At 68.0% G+C, this 20986-nt stretch carries 19 protein-coding genes; 15 read left to right on the plus strand and 4 right to left on the minus strand.

Annotation, left to right across the window (positions count from 1 at the left end):
• Positions 1-83 precede the first annotated feature (83 nt).
• The 9 genes from A3OM_RS0106745 (at position 84) to A3OM_RS0106785 (ending at position 10468) form a co-directional block, all read left to right on the plus strand.
• Positions 84-827 (plus strand): (Fe-S)-binding protein, encoded by a 744-nt coding sequence (locus A3OM_RS0106745; protein ID WP_018042973.1) that lies wholly within the window; start codon positions 84-86, stop codon positions 825-827.
• Positions 824-2413 (plus strand): lactate utilization protein B, encoded by a 1590-nt coding sequence (locus tag A3OM_RS0106750; protein WP_026175786.1) that lies wholly within the window; start codon positions 824-826, stop codon positions 2411-2413. The genes A3OM_RS0106745 and A3OM_RS0106750 overlap by 4 nt, the downstream gene beginning before the upstream one ends.
• Before the next feature lie 130 nt (positions 2414-2543).
• Positions 2544-3137, plus strand: coding sequence for an LUD domain-containing protein (locus A3OM_RS0106755; protein ID WP_018042975.1), 594 nt, complete (start codon positions 2544-2546; stop codon positions 3135-3137).
• Positions 3138-3286: 149 nt separating this feature from the next.
• Complete coding sequence (locus tag A3OM_RS0106760) at positions 3287-4147, plus strand: transglutaminase family protein (protein WP_018042976.1); 861 nt, start codon at positions 3287-3289, stop codon at positions 4145-4147.
• Positions 4148-4402: 255 nt separating this feature from the next.
• On the plus strand, positions 4403-5158 hold the full coding sequence (locus tag A3OM_RS0106765; RefSeq protein ID WP_018042977.1) for a hypothetical protein: 756 nt from the start codon (positions 4403-4405) through the stop codon (positions 5156-5158).
• A gap of 69 nt (positions 5159-5227) precedes the next feature.
• Positions 5228-6628 carry an ethanolamine ammonia-lyase subunit EutB gene (locus A3OM_RS0106770; protein WP_018042978.1) on the plus strand — a complete coding sequence of 467 codons (1401 nt, stop codon included), beginning with the start codon at positions 5228-5230 and terminating at the stop codon, positions 6626-6628.
• Positions 6625-7434, plus strand: a complete 810-nt coding sequence (gene eutC, locus A3OM_RS0106775; RefSeq protein ID WP_018042979.1) for an ethanolamine ammonia-lyase subunit EutC — start codon at positions 6625-6627, stop codon at positions 7432-7434. The genes A3OM_RS0106770 and eutC overlap by 4 nt, the downstream gene beginning before the upstream one ends.
• A 417-nt stretch (positions 7435-7851) precedes the next feature.
• Entirely contained in the window at positions 7852-9582 is a 1731-nt protein-coding gene (gene ilvD, locus A3OM_RS0106780) for a dihydroxy-acid dehydratase (protein ID WP_018042980.1), read from the plus strand.
• Positions 9569-10468 (plus strand): tetratricopeptide repeat protein, encoded by a 900-nt coding sequence (locus A3OM_RS0106785; protein WP_026175787.1) that lies wholly within the window; start codon positions 9569-9571, stop codon positions 10466-10468. Before ilvD ends, A3OM_RS0106785 begins: the two co-directional genes overlap by 14 nt.
• A 141-nt stretch (positions 10469-10609) precedes the next feature.
• On the opposite strand, the gene A3OM_RS0106790 is transcribed toward A3OM_RS0106785, so the two are convergent.
• The 4 genes from A3OM_RS0106790 to xth form a co-directional block, all read right to left on the minus strand.
• The gene (locus A3OM_RS0106790; RefSeq protein WP_018042982.1) at positions 10610-11233 is read right to left on the minus strand and encodes a glutathione S-transferase family protein; all 624 of its coding nucleotides are present in this window, start codon (positions 11231-11233) and stop codon (positions 10610-10612) included.
• Between the two features lie 65 nt (positions 11234-11298).
• Positions 11299-11925 carry a class I SAM-dependent methyltransferase gene (locus A3OM_RS0106795; RefSeq protein ID WP_018042983.1) on the minus strand — a complete coding sequence of 209 codons (627 nt, stop codon included), beginning with the start codon at positions 11923-11925 and terminating at the stop codon, positions 11299-11301.
• Between the two features lie 26 nt (positions 11926-11951).
• Complete coding sequence (locus A3OM_RS0106800; protein WP_018042984.1) at positions 11952-13199, minus strand: DUF3419 family protein; 1248 nt, start codon at positions 13197-13199, stop codon at positions 11952-11954.
• 159 nt (positions 13200-13358) lie between these two features.
• On the minus strand, positions 13359-14153 hold the full coding sequence (xth, locus tag A3OM_RS0106805; RefSeq protein WP_018042985.1) for an exodeoxyribonuclease III: 795 nt from the start codon (positions 14151-14153) through the stop codon (positions 13359-13361).
• A gap of 86 nt (positions 14154-14239) precedes the next feature.
• On the opposite strand from xth, the gene A3OM_RS0106810 reads away from it, so the two are divergent.
• The 6 genes from A3OM_RS0106810 (at position 14240) to A3OM_RS0106835 (ending at position 20855) form a co-directional block, all read left to right on the plus strand.
• Complete coding sequence (locus A3OM_RS0106810) at positions 14240-14962, plus strand: ceramidase domain-containing protein (protein WP_018042986.1); 723 nt, start codon at positions 14240-14242, stop codon at positions 14960-14962.
• Positions 14963-15149: 187 nt separating this feature from the next.
• Positions 15150-16472 carry a homoserine dehydrogenase gene (locus tag A3OM_RS0106815; RefSeq protein WP_018042987.1) on the plus strand — a complete coding sequence of 441 codons (1323 nt, stop codon included), beginning with the start codon at positions 15150-15152 and terminating at the stop codon, positions 16470-16472.
• Between the two features lie 48 nt (positions 16473-16520).
• The gene (gene glpX / locus A3OM_RS0106820) at positions 16521-17516 is read left to right on the plus strand and encodes a class II fructose-bisphosphatase (RefSeq protein ID WP_026175788.1); all 996 of its coding nucleotides are present in this window, start codon (positions 16521-16523) and stop codon (positions 17514-17516) included.
• 5 nt (positions 17517-17521) lie between these two features.
• A complete protein-coding gene (locus A3OM_RS0106825) occupies positions 17522-17977 on the plus strand; it encodes a GNAT family N-acetyltransferase (RefSeq protein ID WP_018042989.1) in 456 nt (151 codons plus the stop codon).
• Between the two features lie 179 nt (positions 17978-18156).
• Complete coding sequence (locus A3OM_RS23600; RefSeq protein ID WP_018042990.1) at positions 18157-18348, plus strand: type II toxin-antitoxin system ParD family antitoxin; 192 nt, start codon at positions 18157-18159, stop codon at positions 18346-18348.
• Positions 18348-20855 carry a PAS domain-containing protein gene (locus tag A3OM_RS0106835; RefSeq protein ID WP_018042991.1) on the plus strand — a complete coding sequence of 836 codons (2508 nt, stop codon included), beginning with the start codon at positions 18348-18350 and terminating at the stop codon, positions 20853-20855. The genes A3OM_RS23600 and A3OM_RS0106835 overlap by 1 nt, the downstream gene beginning before the upstream one ends.
• Positions 20856-20986 lie beyond the last annotated feature (131 nt).

The following is a 20986-nucleotide window of genomic DNA, read 5'->3' on the forward strand; positions in this document are numbered from 1 at the left end:
ATCTTTGAACGTATCCAAACTGAACGGTGATGCGGCCGACGGGTTGAACGGCGGCCGCATCCGAGGAGAGAAGACCGGTTTCCATGCGCATCGGACTGTTCGTGCCGTGCTACGTCGATGCTTTCGAGCCTGAAGTCGGCATCGCGACGCTGGAATTGCTGGAACGCTTCGGCCTCGACGTGGCCTATCCTTTCGACCAGACCTGCTGCGGCCAGCCGATGACCAATACCGGTTGCCATGCCGAGGCTGCGGCGACGGAGGCGCTCTTCGTCAGGAACTTCGCCCCGTTCGATTACATCGTCGCCCCGTCCGGCTCCTGCGTGCATCAGGTGCGCGAGCATCTCACCGCGATCCCGCAGACGGACGAGGTGAAGGACGTCCGTGCCAAGACCTTCGAACTGGTGGAGTTTCTTCACGACGTGCTGAAGGTCGATGCCTTCCCCTGGGCGGAGTTCCCACACAAGGTCGGCTACCATTCGAACTGCAACGCCCTGCGCGGCATCCATCACGCGCGGCCTTCCGAGCTCAACAAGCCGGCCTATTCGAAGCCCCTCGATCTCCTGTCCAAGGTGAAGGGGATCGAGATCGTCACACCGGCACGGCCGGACGAATGCTGCGGATTCGGCGGCACGTTCAGCGTGTTCGAGCCGGCCGTGTCGGCCAAGATGGGCTACGACAAGGTCAGCGACCACAGCCGTGCCGGGGCCGAATACGTCGTCTCGTCCGACTCGTCCTGCATGATGCACCAGAAGGGCTGCGCCGCGCGGATCGGCGTGCCGCTCAAGTTCATCCACATCGCCCGCATCCTCAACGGAGTCTCGGCATGAGCGCGCATGAGGAGAGCGGTCCCCGCGACCGTATGATCCATCCGGACGTCGCCAAGGCCATCGACGAGAGCGAGCGCGACCAGGATGGTCGCCGCCTCGATCACGCCGAAGCGACCACGAGGCCGATCGGCGCGGAGCCCAAAGCGAAGGCGGTGCGCGAAGCGCAACCGCGCGGCGCAAAAATTCGTGGTAACCGGCCGATCGATCAGGCCGAGGCCGCCGAGCGCTTCCTCGCGGCCCCACTTCACCAGAAGGCCCATGACGAGCGCCTGTGGGACCTGCGCAAGAAGCGCGACACGGCGGCCTTCGGTATTCCGGAATGGGAGGAGTTGCGCGACCTCGCCTCTCAGATCAAGGCGCACACCCTGTCGAATCTCGACCGGTATCTTGAAGAATTCGAGGCGAATGCGAAGGCCAACGGAGTCCATGTCCATTGGGCGGCGGACGGGGCCGAGCACAACCGTATCGTCCACGGCATCCTGAAGGATCACGGCGCCCAGTCGTTGATCAAGTCGAAGTCGATGCTCACCGAAGAATGCGGCTTCCGGCACTACATGGCCGGTACGGGCATCGAGGTGATAGAGACCGATCTCGGCGAGCGCATCCAGCAGCTCGACAACGAGGAGCCGAGCCACGTGGTGGTGCCGGCGGTGCACAAGACCCGGTTCGACGTGGCCGCCGTCTTCGCCAAGACCATGGGCACCGACCCGGAGAATGACGACGCCCACTACCTGGCCGAGAGCCAGCGCATGCATACGCGGCCGCTCATCCTCGAAGCGGATGCCGGCATGACCGGCTGCAACTTCGCCATTGCCGAGACCGGCACGGTGGTGACCTGCACCAACGAAGGCAATGCCGACCTCTCGGGCAACGTGCCGAAGCTTCAGATCCATTCCATCGGCATCGAGAAGCTGATCCCGCGCATCGAACATCTCGGCGTGTTCCTGCGCCTGCTCGCACGCTCGGCCCTCGGCTCGCCGATCACCCAGTACACCTCGCATTTCCGCGCGCCCCGCGAGGGCAGCGAGATGCACTACGTGCTGGTCGATAACGGCCGCTCCGAGCGGCTCGGCATGAAGGAATTCTGGACCTCGCTCAAATGCATCCGCTGCGGCGCCTGCATGAACACCTGCCCGGTCTACCGGCGCAGCGGCGGCCTTTCCTACGGCGCGACCTATTCCGGCCCGATCGGCCTCATCATCGACCCGACCTTCAACAAGCAGAAATACTCGACCCTGCCGTTCTCCTCGACCATGAACGGCAGCTGCACCAATGTCTGCCCGGTGAAGATCAACATTCACGAGCAGATCTTCGCCTGGCGCAAGGTCCTGGCGGAGGAGCACCAGATCCCGCTCCTGAAGCAGGGCATGATGAAGGCGGCGGGGCAGGTGCTGAGCCGGCCCGCCACCTACCGCGCCGCCATCGGTGCCGCCGATTCCGCCCTCAGGGCGCTGCCGCGCTTTGCGGTCTACAACCCGCTCAATACCTGGGGGAAGGGACGCGAGATGCCCGACAGCCCGCGCCAGAGCTTCCACAGCTGGTACAAGCAGAACCGGATGGACAAGAAGCCGGAGACGGACGCGTGAGCGGGCCGAACGTCGTGCTCCACGGCTCACTCCGGCCGAGGCGGCAGCCGAAGGTGAGGGGGAGTATCCAGGGGAGCCACGTCCTGAGAGACGCCCTATGGCCGAGTGATCGTCGTTGGAGTGTCGGCCGATGAGCTCCCGCGACGACACCCTGGCCCGCATCCGTAAGAACCGCCCCGCCGGCGACCATCCCCTGCCGGACATCCCGGACTTCGAGCCGCTTGTCGGCGACGATCTCGTGGCGGAGTTCGGCGAGCGCCTGAAGCGCATGGGCGGGCGCATCGCGGCGCCGGTTCCGGGTGAGGACCCCTTCTCCGCCGTGCGCGAGCGGCTGGACGACAGCGCGGTGATCGCCTCGGGGGTGCCGGAGATCGCCGGCAATCGCGATCTCTCTCGCGTGGCGTTGCCCGCTGATCTCGCCGATGTCGACGTCGCCGTCGTCCGCGCCGTGTTCGGCGTGGCCGAGACAGGGTCCGTGCTGTTCACGCAGGACGAGTTGAAGGTGAACGCGGTGGCCTATCTCGCCCAGCACCTCGTCGTGCTGCTCGATCCCGCCGACATCCTGGTCAACATCCAGGCGGCCTATCGCCGGCCGGATTTCGGCCGCGCGGCCTATGCCGTGCTCCATACCGGTCCGTCGGCCACCGCCGACATCGAGGGCGTGCTGATCCACGGCGCGCAGGGCGTGCGCTCGCTCACGGTGATCCTGCTCCCCCACGCCTGACGGGTCGGCCTCAAGGGGCGATGGGTGGGCTGCGCCTCCCCTGGCACTGCCCCCGGGAAACGGCAGAACTCGGCCTTTCCCGCAGGATCCTTGTCGCCACGACGGGCGTAATCCTTGCTAGGACATCCCTAACGGAGGAAGGAACGTCCATGCGCTACACGCTCGGTTGCAGTCTGTCTTATAACATACTCTCGGACACGACCTTCATCTTCAATATCGAAGTGGCTCGTTTGAAGAGCCTCGAGATTCTGAGCGAGACGCTGACGCTCAAGCCGGACCTGAAGCGGGAAATCTACATCTCGCCCGACCTGCAGAACCGCTATCTCGGCGTGAACGTCCCCGCCGGCCAGTTCTCCCTTGAGTACAACGCCGAGGTCGAACTCACCGTCCACCGGGCCGATCCGGCCACGATCAACGAGACGCCGATCTCGCAGCTTCCCCTCGACATCCTTCCCTTCCTGCTGCCGAGCCGCTTCGTCTCCTCCGACCGGCTGACGCCCTTCGCGCAGGCCGAGTTCGGGGCGCACCCCAAGGGACATCAGCGCGTCAACGCGATCTGCAACTGGATCCACGATCACCTGACCTATCAGCCCGGCACCAGCGACGGCGAGACGACGGCCGACGAGAGCCTGCTCAAGCGCGCCGGCGTGTGCCGCGATTTCGCTCACATCGGAACGGCCTTCTGCCGGGCCCTGGGCATCCCCGCCCGCTTCGTGAGCTGCTATGCCCACGGGCTCGTACCGAGCGACTTCCACGCGGTGTTCGAGGCCTATCTCGACGGCCGCTGGTGGCTGTTCGACGCCACCCGTCAGGCCGATCTCGACGGCCTGGTCCGCATCGGCGTCGGCCGGGATGCGGCCGAGATTGCGTTCTCGACGCCCTATGGCAACATGCAGCCGGTCAACCAGCAAATCCGCATCGCCCGCTCCGACGGCGTCGGCAGCCCGCCCCAGCGCACGGTCGACGCGATCTCGACGGAGTTGCCGGCCCCGCATGCGGGCGCGGCCTGAACGACAGGATCACAGGATGACGGCATCCTGTGATCCGCGCCCGGTTCATCTGGAAGGAGGCACGCGCGATATTCGGAGGGGATGTCATGTGGGGTCGACATCGAGCCGACACATCCCGCCGGACGCTAAGCCCTGCCCCCTCCTATGCCTGATACTGAATTAAAGGGGATCACCCTCGCTTTTTTCAGTCGAACGCTGGTTCGGCCGGCTATAGATCGGTTTTTCCATGCGCACGACGGTAGGGAACGAGGCAGGATGGCAGCCCCTCTTCAGACGCGCGGATCCACATCCGCGGCTTACCGCGATGCGTTTCGCGCGGTCACTTCCCTGTGGCGCGAGACGGGGCTCGCCGCCCTCGCCCTGATCGTTCAGTCTCTCCTCACCGCCCGTATGAGCGGTTCGAAAAACTCGAGCGGATCACTGACGGCCGCTCTCATCGAGATCGCCGTCACCATCCTCCTCGTCCCTTACACGATGGCGATCTATCGTCATGTCCTCGGCTTGCGGCCGGAGAGCGCCCAGACCCTGCTGAACGAGGCGATGCGGCGGAAGGATCTTATCGCCTATCACCTCGGATGGTTTCTCATCGGCATCCTGTGGGCGCGGGTGGCGATCCTTCCCATGGCTGCGCTCGGTCTCCTGATGATTCCCGCTTTCGTCCTCACCATCTGGCTGACAAGCCGTCTCTTCACCGTCGGACCCACCCTCGCGATCGAGGGGTTGGAGGTCACGCCGCAGGCCGCGTTTCGGGCCACGGCCGGTCAGGTCTGGACCATCTTCTACATCGGCTTTCGCGTGGCCCTACCGCTCGTAGCGCTCGCGCTCCTTCTAGGCATTCTGGTCTTCGCCTCCAGCGATCAGCCAGCCGGTAGGGCAGGGACGCCGCCCTCGATCCTCACGGAAATTCTGATTCTCCCGTTCTCCCTGTTCGGCCTCGTCCTTCGCGCCGTCCTCGAGGCGCAGATCTTTCGGGAGCTCGGTCTTTTCAGCCCAAGGCGAGAGGTGGGATAACCACCCTGCCGGGTGGCTCGATTTTCGCGACGCATGGTTTTCGCGACGGCGATGCAGGAGCATTGAGACATGACCTATCGCCACATCGTCGGCCCCAAGACCCACGTCTTCGCGGATCTCGCGACGCTCATGGCCAAGGCCACCCCGCTGCGCTCGGGCGACCGGCTCGCCGGCATCGCGGCGGAATCGGCGGAAGAGGGGATGGCGGCGCGCTGGTGCCTGTCCGAGGTGTCGCTGTCGGAGATCCTGGCGAAACCCCTCATTCCCTACGAGGAGGACGACGTCACCCGCCTCATCCTCGACACGCACGATGCGGTGGCCTTCAGGGAGATCGCGCATCTCACCGTCGGCGATTTCCGCGAGTTCCTGATCAAGGCGTCCTCAGAGACGCTGACCCGGATCTCGCCCGGCATCACGCCGGAGATCGCCGCCGCCGTCTCGAAGATCATGCGCCATCAGGACCTGATCCTCGTGGCACGCAAATGCCGGGTTGTGACGAAGTTCCGCAACACGATCGGCCTGCCCGGCCGGCTTTCCGTCCGGCTCCAGCCGAACCATCCCACCGACGATGCCGCCGGCATCACCGCCGCCATCGTCGACGGGTTGTCCTATGGCTGCGGCGATGCCGTGATCGGGCTCAATCCCGCCTCGGATTCGGTCTCCACCCTGAGCGGTTTGCTCCACCTCTTCGACGACCTGATCCAGCGTCTCTCGATCCCGACGCAGGGCTGCATCCTTACCCATGTCACCACCACCCTGGAGGCGATGAACCGGGGCCTGCCGGTGGATCTCGTGTTCCAGTCGATCGCGGGCACGCAGAAGGCCAATGCCAGTTTCGGCGTCACCCTTCCCATTCTGAAGGAGGCGCATGAAGCCGCCCTTGCCCTGAAACGCGGCACGGTGGGCGACAACTGCATGTATTTCGAGACCGGGCAGGGTTCGGCGCTCTCGGCCAATGCCCATCACGGCATCGACCAGCAGACCCTTGAGGCACGGGCCTACGCCGTCGCTCGTCCGTTCCGGCCCCTTCTCGTCAATACGGTGGTGGGCTTCATTGGGCCGGAATACCTCTATGACGGGCGGGAGATCATCCGGGCCGGATTGGAGGACCATTTCTGCGGCAAGCTCATGGGCCTGCCGCTCGGCTGCGACGTCTGCTACACCAACCATGCTGAAGCCGACCAGAACGACATGGACACGCTGCTGACCTTGCTGGGAGCGGCCGGCTGCACCTTCGTCATGGGTATTCCCGGCGCCGACGACGTGATGCTGAACTACCAATCCACCTCGTTCCACGACTCGCTCTACGTGCGGGAGGTGCTCGGCCTGAAACGCGCGCCGGAATTCGAGGCGTGGCTCGAACAGATCGGCCTGACCGACGCTGAGGGCGCACTCCTGCCCGAGGGACCGAGCGCGCGGCTCATCGCGGCGGCTCCCGGCCTGTCCGCGCAGAAGGGGATCGCCGCATGAGCGCCGAGGACATCTCCGAGGATCCGTGGACCAGATTGAGCCGCCTGACGCCGGCGCGGATCGGCCTCGGGCGCGCCGGCACCGGCATGCCCACCATCGAGGTACTGCGCTTCGGCCTCGCCCATGCCCAGGCGCGGGACGCGGTCCACACGCCGATGGATGCCGCCGAGGTCGCCGCGGGGATCGAGGCGCTGGGCTATCCCACCCTCACCCTCGCCTCGGCGGCGCCGGACCGCGCCACCTACCTGCGCCGGCCAGACCTCGGCCGCACGCTCGGCGAGGACAGCGCGACGATCCTGGCCGAAAAACCTTCTGAGCCGGTGGACCTCGCCATCGTCGTGGCGGACGGCCTCTCGGCCCGGGCGGTGCACGAGGGCGCGGCCGGGTTCCTCGCCGCCTTCAAGCCGCATATCGACAAGGCCGGATGGACGCTGGCTCCCATCGTGGTGGCGACGCAGGGGCGCGTCGCCCTCGGCGACGGGATCGGCGCGGCGCTGAAGGCCCGTGCCGTCGCCGTGCTCATCGGCGAGCGGCCCGGCCTGTCCTCGCCCGACAGCCTCGGCATCTACCTGACCCTCGACCCGCGCGTCGGGCGTTCGGATGCCGAACGCAACTGCATCTCGAACGTCCGACCCGCCGGGCTCTCGCACGACCTCGCCGCGTTCAAGCTCGACTGGCTCCTGCGCGAGGCCTTCGTGCGCGGAATCACGGGCGTGAACCTCAAGGACGGCAGCGGGCCGGAACTAGAGCCGCCGCCGCGTCAGCAGGCTCTGGAAGACGGAATCGATACCGCATCCCGGACCTGACGAAACGGCCTACGCCATCCGCGAAGCCCGAGCGCCACGCGCTCCCTCGTCCCGGAAGATCCGCCATTTAGGGCCGCGTCACCGCTCGCGGCGCAGCGCATCGTCTTGCCGAACGCTCCCCGACTCCGATCCCGCCCGCCGTCCTCACCGACGAAGCGTGGCTGTGGCGGGGTCGCAACACCGCGAAAGCATCCCGACTTCGCCTTGGGAGACGCCCTCATTCGCCGCGATCCCGCCATAAACCGGGACCACCTCAACATCCGCGGTAAACGACAGTTTCCCCAACACTTTACCGCTGAATTCCGAGACTGCGTTTCACGGTGTCGAACGACGCTTCACCGGCGTCGCATGCCATCGCGTTGAGAGCCGACAGCCGGGCTTCACCCGAAGCGCCTGAGACCGGGGCCGAGAGAGACGATGGACGTGCGTACCACAGACAAGTCGAAGCTTCCGAGCCGCCACGTCACGGAAGGGCCCGAGCGGGCGCCGCACCGTTCGTATCTCTACGCCATGGGTCTCACCAAGGAACAGATTCACCAGCCGCTGGTGGGCGTCGCCTCCTGCTGGAACGAGGCCGCGCCCTGCAACATCTCGCTGATGCGCCAGGCGCAGGCGGTGAAGAAGGGTGTCGCCGCCGCCAACGGAACGCCGCGCGAGTTCTGCACCATCACCGTCACCGACGGCATCGCCATGGGCCATGCCGGCATGCGCGCCTCTCTGCCCTCCCGCGAGGTCATCGCCGATTCGGTCGAGCTGACCATGCGCGGCCATGCCTACGACGCCCTCGTCGGGCTGGCCGGCTGCGACAAGTCCCTGCCGGGCATGATGATGGCCATGGTGCGTCTCAACGTGCCGTCGATCTTCATCTATGGCGGCTCGATCCTGCCCGGCTCGTTCCGAGGCAAGCCCGTCACGGTGCAGGACCTGTTCGAAGCGGTGGGCAAGCACGCCGTCGGCGACATGAGCCTCGACGATCTCGACGAGCTGGAGCAGGTCGCCTGCCCCTCGGCCGGGGCCTGCGGCGCGCAGTTCACCGCCAACACCATGGCCACGGTCTCCGAGGCCATCGGCCTCGCGCTGCCCTACTCGGCGGGCGCCCCGGCCCCTTACGAGATCCGCGACAGATTCTGCATGACCGCGGGCGAGAAGGTGATGGAGCTCATCGCCAAGAACATCCGCCCGCGCGACATCGTCACCCGCAAGAGCCTGGAGAACGCCGCCGCCGCCGTCGCGGCCTCGGGCGGCTCCACCAACGCGGCCCTGCATCTGCCGGCGATCGCGCATGAATGCGGCATCAAGTTCGACCTGTTCGACGTGGCCGAGATCTTCAAGCGCACGCCCTACATCGCCGACCTGAAGCCGGGCGGACGCTACGTCGCCAAGGACATGTTCGAGGTCGGCGGTATTCCGCTCCTGATCAAGACGCTCCTCGACCACGGCTTCATCCACGGCGACTGCATGACGGTGACCGGCCGCACGATCGCCGAGAACATGGAGCATGTGGCCTGGAACCCTGACCAGGACGTGGTCCGGCCCGCCAACGCGCCCATCACCGTCACCGGCGGCGTCGTCGGCCTGCGCGGCAACCTCGCGCCTCAGGGCGCCATCGTGAAGGTCGCCGGCATGTCGGAAGACAAGCAGGTCTTCACCGGCCCGGCCCGCGTGTTCGACGGCGAGGAAGCGTGTTTCGAGGCGGTCCAGAAGCGCACCTACAAGGAGGGCGAGGTTCTCGTCATCCGCTACGAAGGCCCGAAGGGCGGCCCCGGCATGCGCGAGATGCTGTCGACCACCGCCGCGCTCTACGGCCAGGGCATGGGCGACAAAGTCGCGCTCATCACCGACGGCCGCTTCTCCGGCGCGACGCGCGGTTTCTGCGTCGGCCATGTGGGTCCCGAAGCCGCCATCGGCGGGCCGATCGGCCTGATCCGCGATGGCGACATGATCACCCTCGACGCGATCAAGGGCACGCTCGACGTGGCCGTGACCGACGAGGAATTCGCCAAGCGGCGGGCGGAATGGACGCCGCGGACCAACACCGCGACCTCCGGCTATCTCTGGAAATACATGCAGACCGTCGGTCCCGCGGTGGACGGCGCCGTCACCCATCCCGGGGGCGCCGAGGAGATTCAAACCTATGCGGATGTCTAGGACTGACCTTCGCCGGCCCGCACGGCCGGCAGGGGCCGATCCCGGTCGCGCCGCACGTCGGGTGAGGCGGATGGGAGCGGCCCTCGCGCTGCTCCTCGTCGGCGCCACCTCGGCCCTGGCGCTGGACCCCGCCGCGCGCACGCCCGTGCCCGCGACGGGCGGTTACCGCACGGCGCGCGAAGCCCTTCGCTCGGGCGTCCGCGACTACAATGCCGGCGACAAGGAGGGTGCCGCCCGCGCCCTCGAATACGCCGCCGGCCAGGGCCACGCCCTCGCCCTGTGGAAGCTCGGCCGAATGTATGCCGAGGGCGACGGCGTGCCCCACGACGACCTGAAGGCCTTCGAGTTCTTCTCGCGCATCGCCGACGACAACACCGACGACGGGCCGGACACCCAGAATTCCGGCGTCGTCGCCAGCGCCTTCACGGCGCTCGGCACGTATTTCCTCGACGGGATCAAGGGCACCTACGTGCGCCCGAACCCGGAGCGGGCCTACGACATGTTCAACTACGCGGCGTCGTATTTCGGCGACCCGAACGCCCAGTACAATCTCGCGCGACTCTACCTCGAAGGGACCGGCGTGGATGCCGACCCGCGTCAGGCGGCGCGCTGGTTCAACCTCGCCGCCGAGAAGGGCCATGCTCCGGCCCAGGCTCTGCTGGGTGACCTCTTGGTGAACGGGCAGGGCGTTCCGGCCCAGCGGGCCCGTGGCCTGATGTGGCTGTCGCTGGCGCGGGAATCGGCGCAAGGGCGCAAGGACGACTGGATCGTCATCCTGTCCGATAAGGCCTGGGCCACCGCCTCGGAAGAAGAGAAGGCCCAGGCTCAGGCCCAGGCCCTCCAGGCTCAATCGCAGGTCACCGGATCGTCCCGGCGCCGTCGCTAGAGCTGCGCCCGACCACCTCGGGTCGGGGCACATCTCTAGGCTTTTGTTGTGCCGCGCTCTTTTTCGCCGAACCGGCATCCACTTCGGCGGAGAGCGCTCCAGGCGATCCGGGAAGGAAGCAACAGCCGTCTCCCGGCTGGCTCAGTTCGTCGGCGCCGCGATCGCCGTGACGAAAGACGGACGCGAGAGCGTCGCGTCGATATAGGCGGCGAGCTTCGGCCAGCGGCTCGCATCGACGGGCTCCTTGGCGAGCCGGAGGTTGTGGAAGGTCGTGGCGACCGCGATGTCGGCGATGCTGAAGGCGCCGCCCACGAGGTAGGGGCCGTCGATCTGGCTCTCCAGGTAATCGTAGAGCTTCGGGAACTCGTCCGTCACCGCCTTCACCGCCACGGACTCGTCTCCGGGCTTGCCCATTAGGACGGGCTTCACCACGCGCTCGGCGAAGGGCTTGATCAGCACCGGAAACAGCTCGGTATCGCCGAACTTGTCGAACCAGACGGCGCGTGCGCGCTCCTTCGGCGCCTGCGGCCACAGGGCCGGATTCGGGTGCTTGGCCTCGATATAGGCGGAGATCGCCGAGGAATCGGCCAGCCGAAAGCCGTCATCCTCGATCGCCGGGATCTTGCCGAGCGGGCTGCAGGCCTGGAACGACTCGTCCGGCGCGTGGAAGAAGACGGGCTTGTGCTCGAAAGCGACGTCCTTCTCGGCCAGCGTGACGAGGATCTTGCGGACGAAGGGCGAATAGCTCGTGCCGTAGAGAATCATGCGGAGAAACAACCTGTTGTGGCGGGAGGAAGGGGCAGGCCGAATGGCTCTTGCCGTCCGACCCCTCAGATAGGGCTTCGATCCGGCTCGATCACCCCATGCACGGCATAGCCGCCGAACCGCTGCACGATCCGGGCGCGTCGGAGCGACGTCCGCGCGACCTCGCCGAGAGTGTCGGCGAGCCCCTGACGCGGAGTGACGTGGAACCCCGCGAGCCATCGGTTGAGCAGCCATCGGGCCGGCATGGGCAGACCGCCCTGATCGCCGAAATCGACCACGTGCAGGGCGCCGCCGGGCGCGAGGTGACCGGCGGCCTCGGCGAGGACGGCGCGCCAGGGCGGGATCATCGACAGGGCGTAGGAGATCACGATCCGGTCGAACTCGGCCTCCCCGAACAGGGCGGCGGGGTCGAAGTCCGTGGCATCGCCACGGGCGAGGCGGATGCGGTGGGCGAGGCCCGCTCGGGCGGTGGCACGGCCCGCCGTATCGAGCATCTCGGCCGAGACGTCGAGGCCGAAGCAGCGGGCGTCCGGGTAGGTCCGCGCGATGCGCACGAGGTTGCGCCCGGTGCCGCAGCCGATCTCCAGCACGCTGCCCCCGGCGGGCGGGCGGAGATCCGCGATCATGCCGTCGCGGCCGAGGAGGTAGAACTTCCGGCTCGCATCGTAGATGTGCCGCTGGTGCCGGTACATCCGGTCCATCAGCCGCGCCGCCTCGCTCACGACGAGGCCAGCCGGTAGAGGTGGAACGCCCCGTAGATCGACGACCGGTCCTGCTCGCTGAGGCGGCGGCTCTCCTCCTCGGCATAATCCCAGGCACCGAGGATGGAATCCGGCACCCGGCCGGGCAGCCGGCGCTCGTCCGCCGCCGTCCTGAAGATCACGCGGGCGCCGGGCCGGGCCGCGCGGGTGATCTGGGTCCACAGGTCGGTGAGGTCGGCATCCGTCATCCAGTCCTGCGCATCGAGGAGGATCACGGCATCGACGCTGGCGGCCGGGCTCTCCCGCAAGAATTCGGTCATCGATTGCTGGCGGAAGTCGAGGCGGCCGGCGCGCTCGCGCAGGGCCGCATGATTCCCGGCCTGGAGATAGGGCGGCAGCGATGCGTCGGGCGCGGTGTCGTAGGCGCGGCCGAAGGCCTGCCAGGCGAAGTAGTTGGATCGGATCGGGAAGCCGCAGGCGAGACGCTCGAGACGGTGGCGCAAGACGGCCGCCATCCCGCCGGGGCCGTCGCCCGCCAGGGCTACGTATTGCGCGGGCGGGATGCCGAGACCGTAGAGCGAGGCCGGCTGGCGAATGAGCCAGCCGATGAAGGCCTTCTCGAAGAGCGGGGCCAGTTCCTTCTCGAAGATCGTCCGCTGTTCGGCGAGGTCCCGCGCCTTCAGAACGGCACCGAGATCGCAGCCATAGCGGCGGGCGAGCCAATGGCCCGCGCCGATGAAACGCCCGAGCAGGCCGTAGCGGTAGAAGCCGTGCTCGAAGGCCGAGATGCGGCGGCGCCCGTCGAGGCGTCGGGCCTCCCAATAGGCGCGGGACGTGGCGTCGAGATGCGGGCGGATGATCTCGTCATAGGCAGCGACGTTCTCGGGCCGGGCAGGGCGGCCGAAGAAGCCGAAGAAAGCGCCATGGTCGGGCAGATGCCGGAGGGCGGCAAGCTTGAGCTTCCCCAGGGCCACATGGGCGCCGTTGAGGTCGACGGCGCTGATCCGGGCCGGGTTGGCCGTAAGGTAGGAGAGCGCGTTGCAGCCCCCGGAGGCGATGGTGACGACGTGGTCGTCGGGCTGCAGCCGGAGTGCCGCCATGTCCACCACCGGATCTTCCCAGATCTGCGGATAGACCAGACCGCTGAAGGCCGCCGTGAACAGGCGTTCCGACACGCCCGCCTTCGAGAAAGCCCGGTTGCGATGGACGGCCTGGGTGAGCCCCAGACTCGTCTCGCGGCGGATGGCCCGTGCTGCGCGCGTCATGCGAGGTCTCGCGTCGCTGGTTGGCGTGATCGACGCCAGGGCCGTTACGGCATCCGCATGACCGCCCGGTGACGGAGGATCGTCTCCGGATGGCTCCGGGGACGGATCATTCGTTCACCTGTCCTGCCCCGCCTGGCACATCCATGGCGCGGGTCTCGTTCAGCGCGGTCGCAGCTCGACCGTCACCGGCACATGGTCCGAGGGTTTTTCCAGGCCGCGCAGGTGCTTCTGCACGGAGGCGGAGACAAGGCGGTCAGCCGCCTGCGGCGAAAGCAGCAGGTGGTCGATGCGGATGCCCTGGTTCCGCTGCCAGCAGCCGGCCTGGTAATCCCAGAACGTGTAGAGGCCGGGGGAGGGGTCGCAGGCGCGCACGGCCTCGGTGAAGCCCTCCGCCAGGAGCGCGCGGAAGGCGGAACGGGTCTCGGGAAGGAACAGCGCGTCGTTCACCCAGGCGCTCGCGTCCGCCGCGTCCTCGGGCTCGGGGATCACGTTGTAATCGCCCGCCAGCACCAGGGCCTCCTCATCGGCCAGGAGCGCGCGCGCATGCAGCCGCAACCGCTCCATGAAGCCGAGCTTGTAGGTGTATTTCGGTCCCGGCGTCGGATTGCCGTTGGGCAGGTAGATCGAGGCCACCCGGACGGGGGCCAGATCCTCTCCCGAGATCAGCGCCTCGATGTAGCGGGATTGCTCGTCGGTCTCGTCGCCGGGCAGGCCACGGCGGATCTCGCTCATGCCGAGCGGCGCCCGCACCAGCAGCGCCACGCCGTTATAGGCTTTCTGCCCGAGCGTCTCGACGGCGTAGCCCGCCGCCTCGAGCTCGGCGCGGGGAAAGCCCTCGTCCTGGCATTTCAGCTCCTGCAGGCAGACCACGTCGGGCTTGGCCTCGTCGAGGAAGCCGACGAGATGGCCGACCCGCTGCTTGATCGAATTGACGTTCCAGGTGGCGATCCGCATGGGCTCTGAGATCCGGTCGGAGAGGGCTGCCCGTCATCGGGCCTTCGCGTCGGGCTGGCAAGGCATGCGCGGGGGAGGAAGTCAGGATGTCCGACGGCTGGTTCGCACCGATCCGGGCCTATTGCGAGCGCGGGGATGCGGGCTTCTGGGCCGAGCCGCTGAACGCCGCCTCCAACGGCGCCTTCCTCGTCGCCGCGTTCCTGGCCTTCCGCCTCGCCGGCTCCGGCCCGAAAGGCGACCGGGCGGCGACGGCGCTGGCCGGGCTCGTCGCCCTCGTCGGCATCGGGTCGTTCCTGTTCCACACCCTCGCCGTCCGCTGGGCGATGCTCGCCGACGTCATCCCCATCGCCCTCTTCATCTACGCGTATTTCTTCCTGGCCCTTCGGCGTCTCCTCGGCCTTTCCCTCGCTCCGGCGATCCTGACGACACTCGGCTTTGCCGGCTTCGCGGCCGGGCTGGAACCGGCCCTCGACGCGCTCACGGGCCAATCCGTCGACCGCTTGAGCAACGGCTCCGTCGCCTACGCACCCGCCATCCTCGCCCTCGTCGGCGTCGCCGCCGGCTTGCTGATGCCACAGACATGCTTCCTCGGCCCGGCACGGAGCCGCGCCGGCCTCTCGCTCCTCGCCATCGCCGCGCTGTTCGCCCTCTCCCTGACCTTCCGGACCCTGGACGCCGCCCTCTGCCCGAGCCTGCCGATCGGCACCCATTTCCTCTGGCATTGCCTCAACGCCGCTGTCCTGTACGGCCTCATCGCCACGGCGTGGCGCTTCGAGGCAGTGGTTGACGATCGGCGTTCCGCACCCTGAGGAGGACGGCTCCGTCGGTCTCCGATTTTCCCCCTCGACGCCGCGTCGCGAGGAACCACGGGTTTTCTTGCACCACACAGGGATTCGTTGCAGAAGAGCCGGCCGTTCGAAGGAGCGGCGTCGCGCACAGGCTTGGACGACGGGTAACCCGCTCTCGGCCGAGCGAAGTCAGATACGGATCGCGTCCATGTCACAGAGCCTCCGCCTCGGCGTCGCCGGTCTCGGCACCGTCGGTGCTTCCGTCGTTCGGATGGTGGCTCGCCGCGCAGGAGCCATCGCCGCCGCCACGGGCCGCGAGGTGCGCGTCACCGCCGTCTCCTCTCGCGACAAGACCCGCGACCGCGGCCTCGATCTCACCGGCGTGACCTGGTTCGACGATCCCGTCGCCCTGGCCTCCTCGGGCGAGGTCGATTGCGTGGTGGAGCTCATCGGCGGCTCGGAAGGGCCGGCCAAGGCCACGGTGGAAGCCGCCATCGCTGCCGGCAAGCACGTGGTCACCGCCAACAAGGCCCTGCTCGCCCATCACGGCGCGGCCCTGGCGAAGGCCGCCGAGGCCAAGGGCGTGACCCTGGCCTACGAGGCGTCCGTGGCCGGCGGCATCCCCGTCATCAAGGCCCTGCGCGAGGGGCTCACCGGCAATGCCGTGTCGCGCGTCTACGGAATCATGAACGGCACCTGCAACTACATCCTCACCCGGATGGAGCGGGAGGGCCTGACCTTCGAGGCCTGCCTCAAGGACGCGCAGGCCTTGGGCTATGCCGAGGCCGACCCGACCTTCGACGTCGAGGGGTTCGACACCGCCCACAAGCTCGCCATCCTGGTCAGCCTCGCCTTCGGTGTGGAGATCGATGCCGAGGGTGTCTCGGTGGAAGGCATCTCGGCGATCCAACCCCTCGATCTCACCATGGCCGAGGAACTCGGCTACCGGATCAAGCTGCTCGGCGTCGCGCAGGTGGCCGAGGGCGGAATCGAGCAGCGCGTCCACCCGACGATGGTGCCGAAATCCTCCGCCATCGCCCAGGTCATGGGCGTCACCAACGCCGTCACCATCGATGCGGATGCGGTGGGTGAACTCACCCTGATCGGCCCGGGAGCCGGCGGCGAGGCGACCGCCTCGGCGGTGGTCGCCGACATCGCCGACATCGCGGCCGGCGTCGCGCGCCCGACCTTCGGACGCCCCGCCGCGAGTCTCGCCCCGTCGGAGCGGGTGGCGATGCAGCGGCACGAGGGCGGCTACTACATTCGCCTCACGGTCCATGACCGGCCCGGCGTCGCGGCCGGCGTCGCCACGCGGATGGCCGAGCGCGACATCTCCATCGAGAGCATCCTGCAGCGCCGCTCGGAGAGCGCCGCCAGCAAGGACCCGCATGGCCGCTCCGGCCAGCCGGTGCCCCTGGTGCTGATCACCTACGCCGCCACCGAAGGGACCATCCGCGCGGCGCTCGACGCCATCGCGGCCGATGGCCTCCTCGCCGAGGCGCCGCAATTGATCCGGATCGAACGCGAATAAGAAGGCCGCCCATCGCGGCCCAGACACCAGGTGAGGGACGGGACCAAGATGGCGGACGATATCGTTGGGGGGGTGGGACGTCCGGTGTCCCGCACCATGAGCCTCGAACTGGCGCGGGTGACCGAGCGCGCCGCCATCGCCGCCGCCCGCCTGCGCGGGCAGGGGCGGGAGAAGGAGGCCGACCAGGCCGCCGTCGACGCCATGCGGCGCGAGCTCAACCTCCTGCCCATCAACGGCACCGTCGTCATCGGCGAGGGCGAGCGCGACGAAGCGCCGATGCTCTATATCGGCGAGCAGCTCGGCACCGGCGCCGGCCCGAAGGTCGACATCGCCGTCGACCCCCTGGAGGGGACGACCCTCTGTGCCAAGGACATGCCCGGCGCCATCGCCGTGATGGCGCTCGCCGAGCACGGGTCGCTGCTGGCGGCGCCCGACGTCTACATGCAGAAGATCGCCATCGGCCCAGGCTACCCCCAGGGCCTCGTCGATCTCGACGCCAGCCCGGCCGACAACATCGCTGCGCTCGCCCGGCACAAGGGCTGCGCCCCATCCGAGATCACCGCGATCATCCTCGACCGGCCGCGCCACATGGCCCTCGTGGCGGCCGTGCGCGAGACCGGCGCAGGAATCCGCCTGATCTCGGACGGCGACATCGCCGGCATCATCCACACGACGAGCCCCGACGAGACCGGTGCCGACATCTATCTCGGCATCGGCGCGGCGCCCGAAGGGGTCATCGCGGCCGGCGTCCTGCGCTGCATCGGCGGCCACATGCAGGGCCGGCTGATCCTCGACAGCCACGACAAGCGCGAGCGCGCGGCCCGCATGGGCATCAGCGATCCGAACCGGAAGTACGAGCTCGCCGACATGGCGCGGGGCGACGTGATCGTGGCCGCCACCGGCGTCACCGACGGTGCGCTCCTGCAGGGCGTGCGTTTCAAGTCCGGCATGATCGTGACCGAGACGGTCATCTACCGGTCCGCCACCGGTACGGTCCGCCGCATCGTCGGTGAACATCGCCGGCCCGAGCGTTTCGAGGCCTGAGCGCCGTGTCGGATTCGACGATCCGCCCGGTACGGCCCGACGAGCGCGAGGCCTGGGAGGGCTTGTGGTCGGGCTATCTCGACTTCTACCGGGCCGCGATCGGGCCGGAGATGCGCGACCTGACATGGTCTCGTCTGCACGATCCGCTGGTGCCGCTCCACGCCCTGGTGGCGGAAACGGACGGCGAGACCGTCGGCCTCGTCCACTACCTCTTCCACGCCTCGGCCTGGACACGCGGCCCCTACTGCTACCTGCAGGACCTGTTCACGGCGCCTAAGGCACGGGGCAGGGGGATCGCCCGCGCGCTCATCGAGGCCGTGACCGCGCAGGCCCGGCACGCCGGCGCCGACCGCGTCCACTGGCTGACCATGGAGGACAATACCCAGGCCCGCGCCCTCTACGACAGGCTCGCCGACCGGTCGGGCTTCATCCAGTACCGCCGGATACTGGGTCCGGGCTGAGCGGATGATGGGGTGGCCGGCATCCCACATGCGAGCCCCGCCCCGGTTCTCAGAATCGCGCGGATGTCAGGCCGGCCGCTTTCGGATCGGGGGCTTTGCCGACGGTTCACGCGGATGCCCGGCGGAACTCAGGGCTGCCAACTTTTGACAGCTCCGGGGGCCTATGACACCGTCCGGCCATGTCGAATACGCCGACCCGCAACATCGCCCTGACCCATGAGCTGGAGAGCTACATCAAGGGTCAGGTCGCGAGTGGGCATTATGCGAATGCCAGCGAAGTCGTCCGCGCCGGTCTCCGCCTTTTGATCGAGCGTGACCACAAGGTGCCTCGCTCCCGCGGCCATAGCTCCGTTAAAGCGGCGGACCGATGATGACCACCTCAATCGCCGTTCCGTCCGCCCAGAACGACTTCCAGGCGGATATCATTGCGGTCGAGGGCATCGCCGCGGTTCAGACCATCCTGAACGTGGTCTGTCGGACGACGGGCATGGGCTTTGCCGCCGTCGCCAGGGTGACGGACGACCGCTGGGTCGCCTGCAGCGTCAAGGACGACATCGCCTTCGGTCTGGTGCCCGGCGGCGAGCTGCCGGTCGCCACCACGATCTGCGACGCGATCCGCTCGTCCGGGACGGGCGTGGTCATCGATCACGTGTCCGAGGACCCGGCGTTCCAGGCGCATCCGACCCCGGAGATGTACGGCTTCCAGAGCTACATCTCGATGCCGATCAACCTGCCGGACGGCAGCTTCTTCGGCACCCTCTGCGCCATCGACCCTCGTCCGGCCCGGCTGAACACGCCGGAGATCGTCGGCATGTTCAGGATGTTCGCCGACCTCATCGGCTTCCATCTCGACGCGCACAGGCGCCTCGCCGACCGGGAGGCGCTCCAGCGCAGCGACGCCTTCGTCAGAGGCATCCTCAGGGCGAGCCCGGATTGCGTGAAGGTGCTCTCCGCCGACGGCACGCTGGAATTCATGAGTGCGCGGGGCCTGGAACTGAACCGGATCGGATCGCTCCAGGACGTGGTCGGGCAGGAATATGCCGGGCTCTGGCCGGAAGGCGAGCGCACGAAGCTGCGCGATGCCGTCCGGCGGGCGGCCGCCGGAGAAGTCTCACGCATCGAGGGGCAGGCCCAGACCGTCGGCGACGACCTCCGCTGGTGGGAGGTGAGCTTCGCGCCGTTCCAGCCCGACGAGGGCGGTGCCCTCAAGCTCGTCGGCATCTCCCGCGACATCACCGAGCGCTACCGGGCCGAGACTGCGCGACAAGCCGGGGCGGAGGCGCTGCAGGCCCTGAACGACGACCTGGAGCGGCAGGTCGCGGAGCGGACGGCGGAGCTTCGTCTCTCGCGCGACATCCTCCAATCCAGCGCCGCGCCCATCTGCGCCTTCGACACCGCGTACCGGCTCATCGCGTTCAACCAAGCCCATAGCGACGAGTTCTTCCGCATCTTCGCCCACCGGGTGCAGGTCGGCGAGGTGTTCCCCGACCTCTTCCCGGCGGACCAGGCCCCGGTCATGCGCGGCCTGATGGAGCGCGCCCTCCGAGGCGAGACGTTCACCGTCACCGAGGAGTTCGGCGACCCCGACCTGGCGAAGCCCTATTGGGAGGTGTCCTACTCGCCGTTGCGCGACGAGGGAGGACGCATCGTCGGGGCGTTCCACTACGCCAAGGACATCTCGGAGCGGCTGCGCGCCGAGGCCGAGCTCGCCAGCACGCAGGAGGCGCTGCGCCAGTCGCAGAAGATGGAGGCCGTCGGGCAGCTGACCGGCGGCGTGGCGCACGATTTCAACAACCTCCTGACCATCATCCGCTCCTCCGTCGATTTCCTGCGCCGGCCGGAGCTGCCCGAAGAGCGCAAGCGGCGCTACCTCGACGCGGTGTCCGATACGGTCGACCGCGCCGCGAAGCTGACCGGGCAGCTCCTCGCCTTCGCCCGCCGCCAGGCCCTCAAGCCCGAGGTCTTCGAGGTCGGCGAGCGCCTGCGCGCCGTCTCAGAGATGATCGACACCGTGACGGGGGCCCGCATCCGCCTGACGGTCGAGACGCCGGACGAACCCTGCTTCGTCAAGGCGGATCTCAGCCAGTTCGAGACCGCCCTCGTCAACATGGCGGTGAATGCCCGCGATGCGATGAACGGGGAGGGGACCCTGACCCTGACTCTGGTGCAGCAGGAGAAGCTGCCGCCGATCCGTGGGCATGCGGTCGCTCCCGGAGCCTTCGCGGCGATCTCGCTGACCGATACGGGCACCGGAATCGCGCCTGAGCAGTTGGGCCGCATCTTCGAGCCGTTCTTCACCACCAAGGAGGTGGGGAAGGGAACCGGCCTCGGCCTCAGCCAGGTGTTCGGTTTCGCCAAGCAGTCCGGCGGCGATGTCGACGTGTCGACCAGGCTCGGGCAAGGTACGACGTTCACGCTCTACCTGCCCGAGATCGTGATCGAGCAGAACGGCGCGGACCGGGAGATGCTTCAACCGGAGCCGGGCTCGCCGATGGGGGTGGGCCAGCGTATCCTGGTGGTCGAGGACAATATCGAGGTCGGCCGCTTCGCCACGCAGATCCTGGAAGATCTCGGTTACCGGACCACCTGGGCCGTCAACGCCGAGGAAGCTCTCGAGCAGCTCGGCACGGACGGCAACGGATACGATGCGGTGTTCTCGGACGTGGTGATGCCGGGCATCGGCGGCATCGCCCTGGCCCAGCGATTGCGCGAGCGTCTGCCGAGCCTGCCGGTGCTTCTCGCGTCCGGGTACAGCCACGTGCTGGCGCAGGATGGCGCGGAGGAATTCGAGCTCCTGCACAAGCCATACTCGGCCGAACAGCTCGGGCGCATTCTGAGGCAACTGACGATGAAGCGGACGAACCGGCTCGTCGGCTGATCGGCGGGGCGTTTCGTCCGTCCCCGGCGGCTCCGACGCAGCGCTCGATCGTCGCGAAGTCGGACGAGACCCGATGGCCCGGATCCGCCTGGACGACGGCGCGAGCGTCGCCGATGCGGCGACGCCCTTCG

Source organism: Methylobacterium sp. 88A (assembly GCF_000376345.1).
GTDB lineage: Bacteria > Pseudomonadota > Alphaproteobacteria > Rhizobiales > Beijerinckiaceae > Methylobacterium > Methylobacterium bullatum.

Bases quoted from the DNA above. Each gene is read 5' to 3' on its own strand.
- A3OM_RS0106815 (WP_018042987.1), top strand. From the start codon at position 15,150: ATGTCACAGAGCCTCCGCCTCGGCGTCGCCGGTCTCGGCACCGTCGGT.
- A3OM_RS0106750 (WP_026175786.1), top strand. From the start codon at position 824: ATGAGCGCGCATGAGGAGAGCGGTCCCCGCGACCGTATGATCCATCCG.
- A3OM_RS0106785 (WP_026175787.1), top strand. From the start codon at position 9,569: ATGCGGATGTCTAGGACTGACCTTCGCCGGCCCGCACGGCCGGCAGGG.
- A3OM_RS0106770 (WP_018042978.1), top strand. From the start codon at position 5,228: ATGACCTATCGCCACATCGTCGGCCCCAAGACCCACGTCTTCGCGGAT.
- A3OM_RS0106760 (WP_018042976.1), top strand. From the start codon at position 3,287: ATGCGCTACACGCTCGGTTGCAGTCTGTCTTATAACATACTCTCGGAC.
- glpX (WP_026175788.1), top strand. From the start codon at position 16,521: ATGGCGGACGATATCGTTGGGGGGGTGGGACGTCCGGTGTCCCGCACC.
- A3OM_RS0106835 (WP_018042991.1), top strand. From the start codon at position 18,348: ATGACCACCTCAATCGCCGTTCCGTCCGCCCAGAACGACTTCCAGGCG.
- ilvD (WP_018042980.1), top strand. From the start codon at position 7,852: ATGGACGTGCGTACCACAGACAAGTCGAAGCTTCCGAGCCGCCACGTC.
- A3OM_RS0106795 (WP_018042983.1), bottom strand. From the start codon at position 11,925: ATGTACCGGCACCAGCGGCACATCTACGATGCGAGCCGGAAGTTCTAC.
- A3OM_RS0106765 (WP_018042977.1), top strand. From the start codon at position 4,403: ATGGCAGCCCCTCTTCAGACGCGCGGATCCACATCCGCGGCTTACCGC.
- A3OM_RS0106790 (WP_018042982.1), bottom strand. From the start codon at position 11,233: ATGATTCTCTACGGCACGAGCTATTCGCCCTTCGTCCGCAAGATCCTC.
- xth (WP_018042985.1), bottom strand. From the start codon at position 14,153: ATGCGGATCGCCACCTGGAACGTCAATTCGATCAAGCAGCGGGTCGGC.
- eutC (WP_018042979.1), top strand. From the start codon at position 6,625: ATGAGCGCCGAGGACATCTCCGAGGATCCGTGGACCAGATTGAGCCGC.
- A3OM_RS0106810 (WP_018042986.1), top strand. From the start codon at position 14,240: ATGTCCGACGGCTGGTTCGCACCGATCCGGGCCTATTGCGAGCGCGGG.
- A3OM_RS0106745 (WP_018042973.1), top strand. From the start codon at position 84: ATGCGCATCGGACTGTTCGTGCCGTGCTACGTCGATGCTTTCGAGCCT.
- A3OM_RS0106800 (WP_018042984.1), bottom strand. From the start codon at position 13,199: ATGACGCGCGCAGCACGGGCCATCCGCCGCGAGACGAGTCTGGGGCTC.
- A3OM_RS0106755 (WP_018042975.1), top strand. From the start codon at position 2,544: ATGAGCTCCCGCGACGACACCCTGGCCCGCATCCGTAAGAACCGCCCC.
- A3OM_RS23600 (WP_018042990.1), top strand. From the start codon at position 18,157: ATGTCGAATACGCCGACCCGCAACATCGCCCTGACCCATGAGCTGGAG.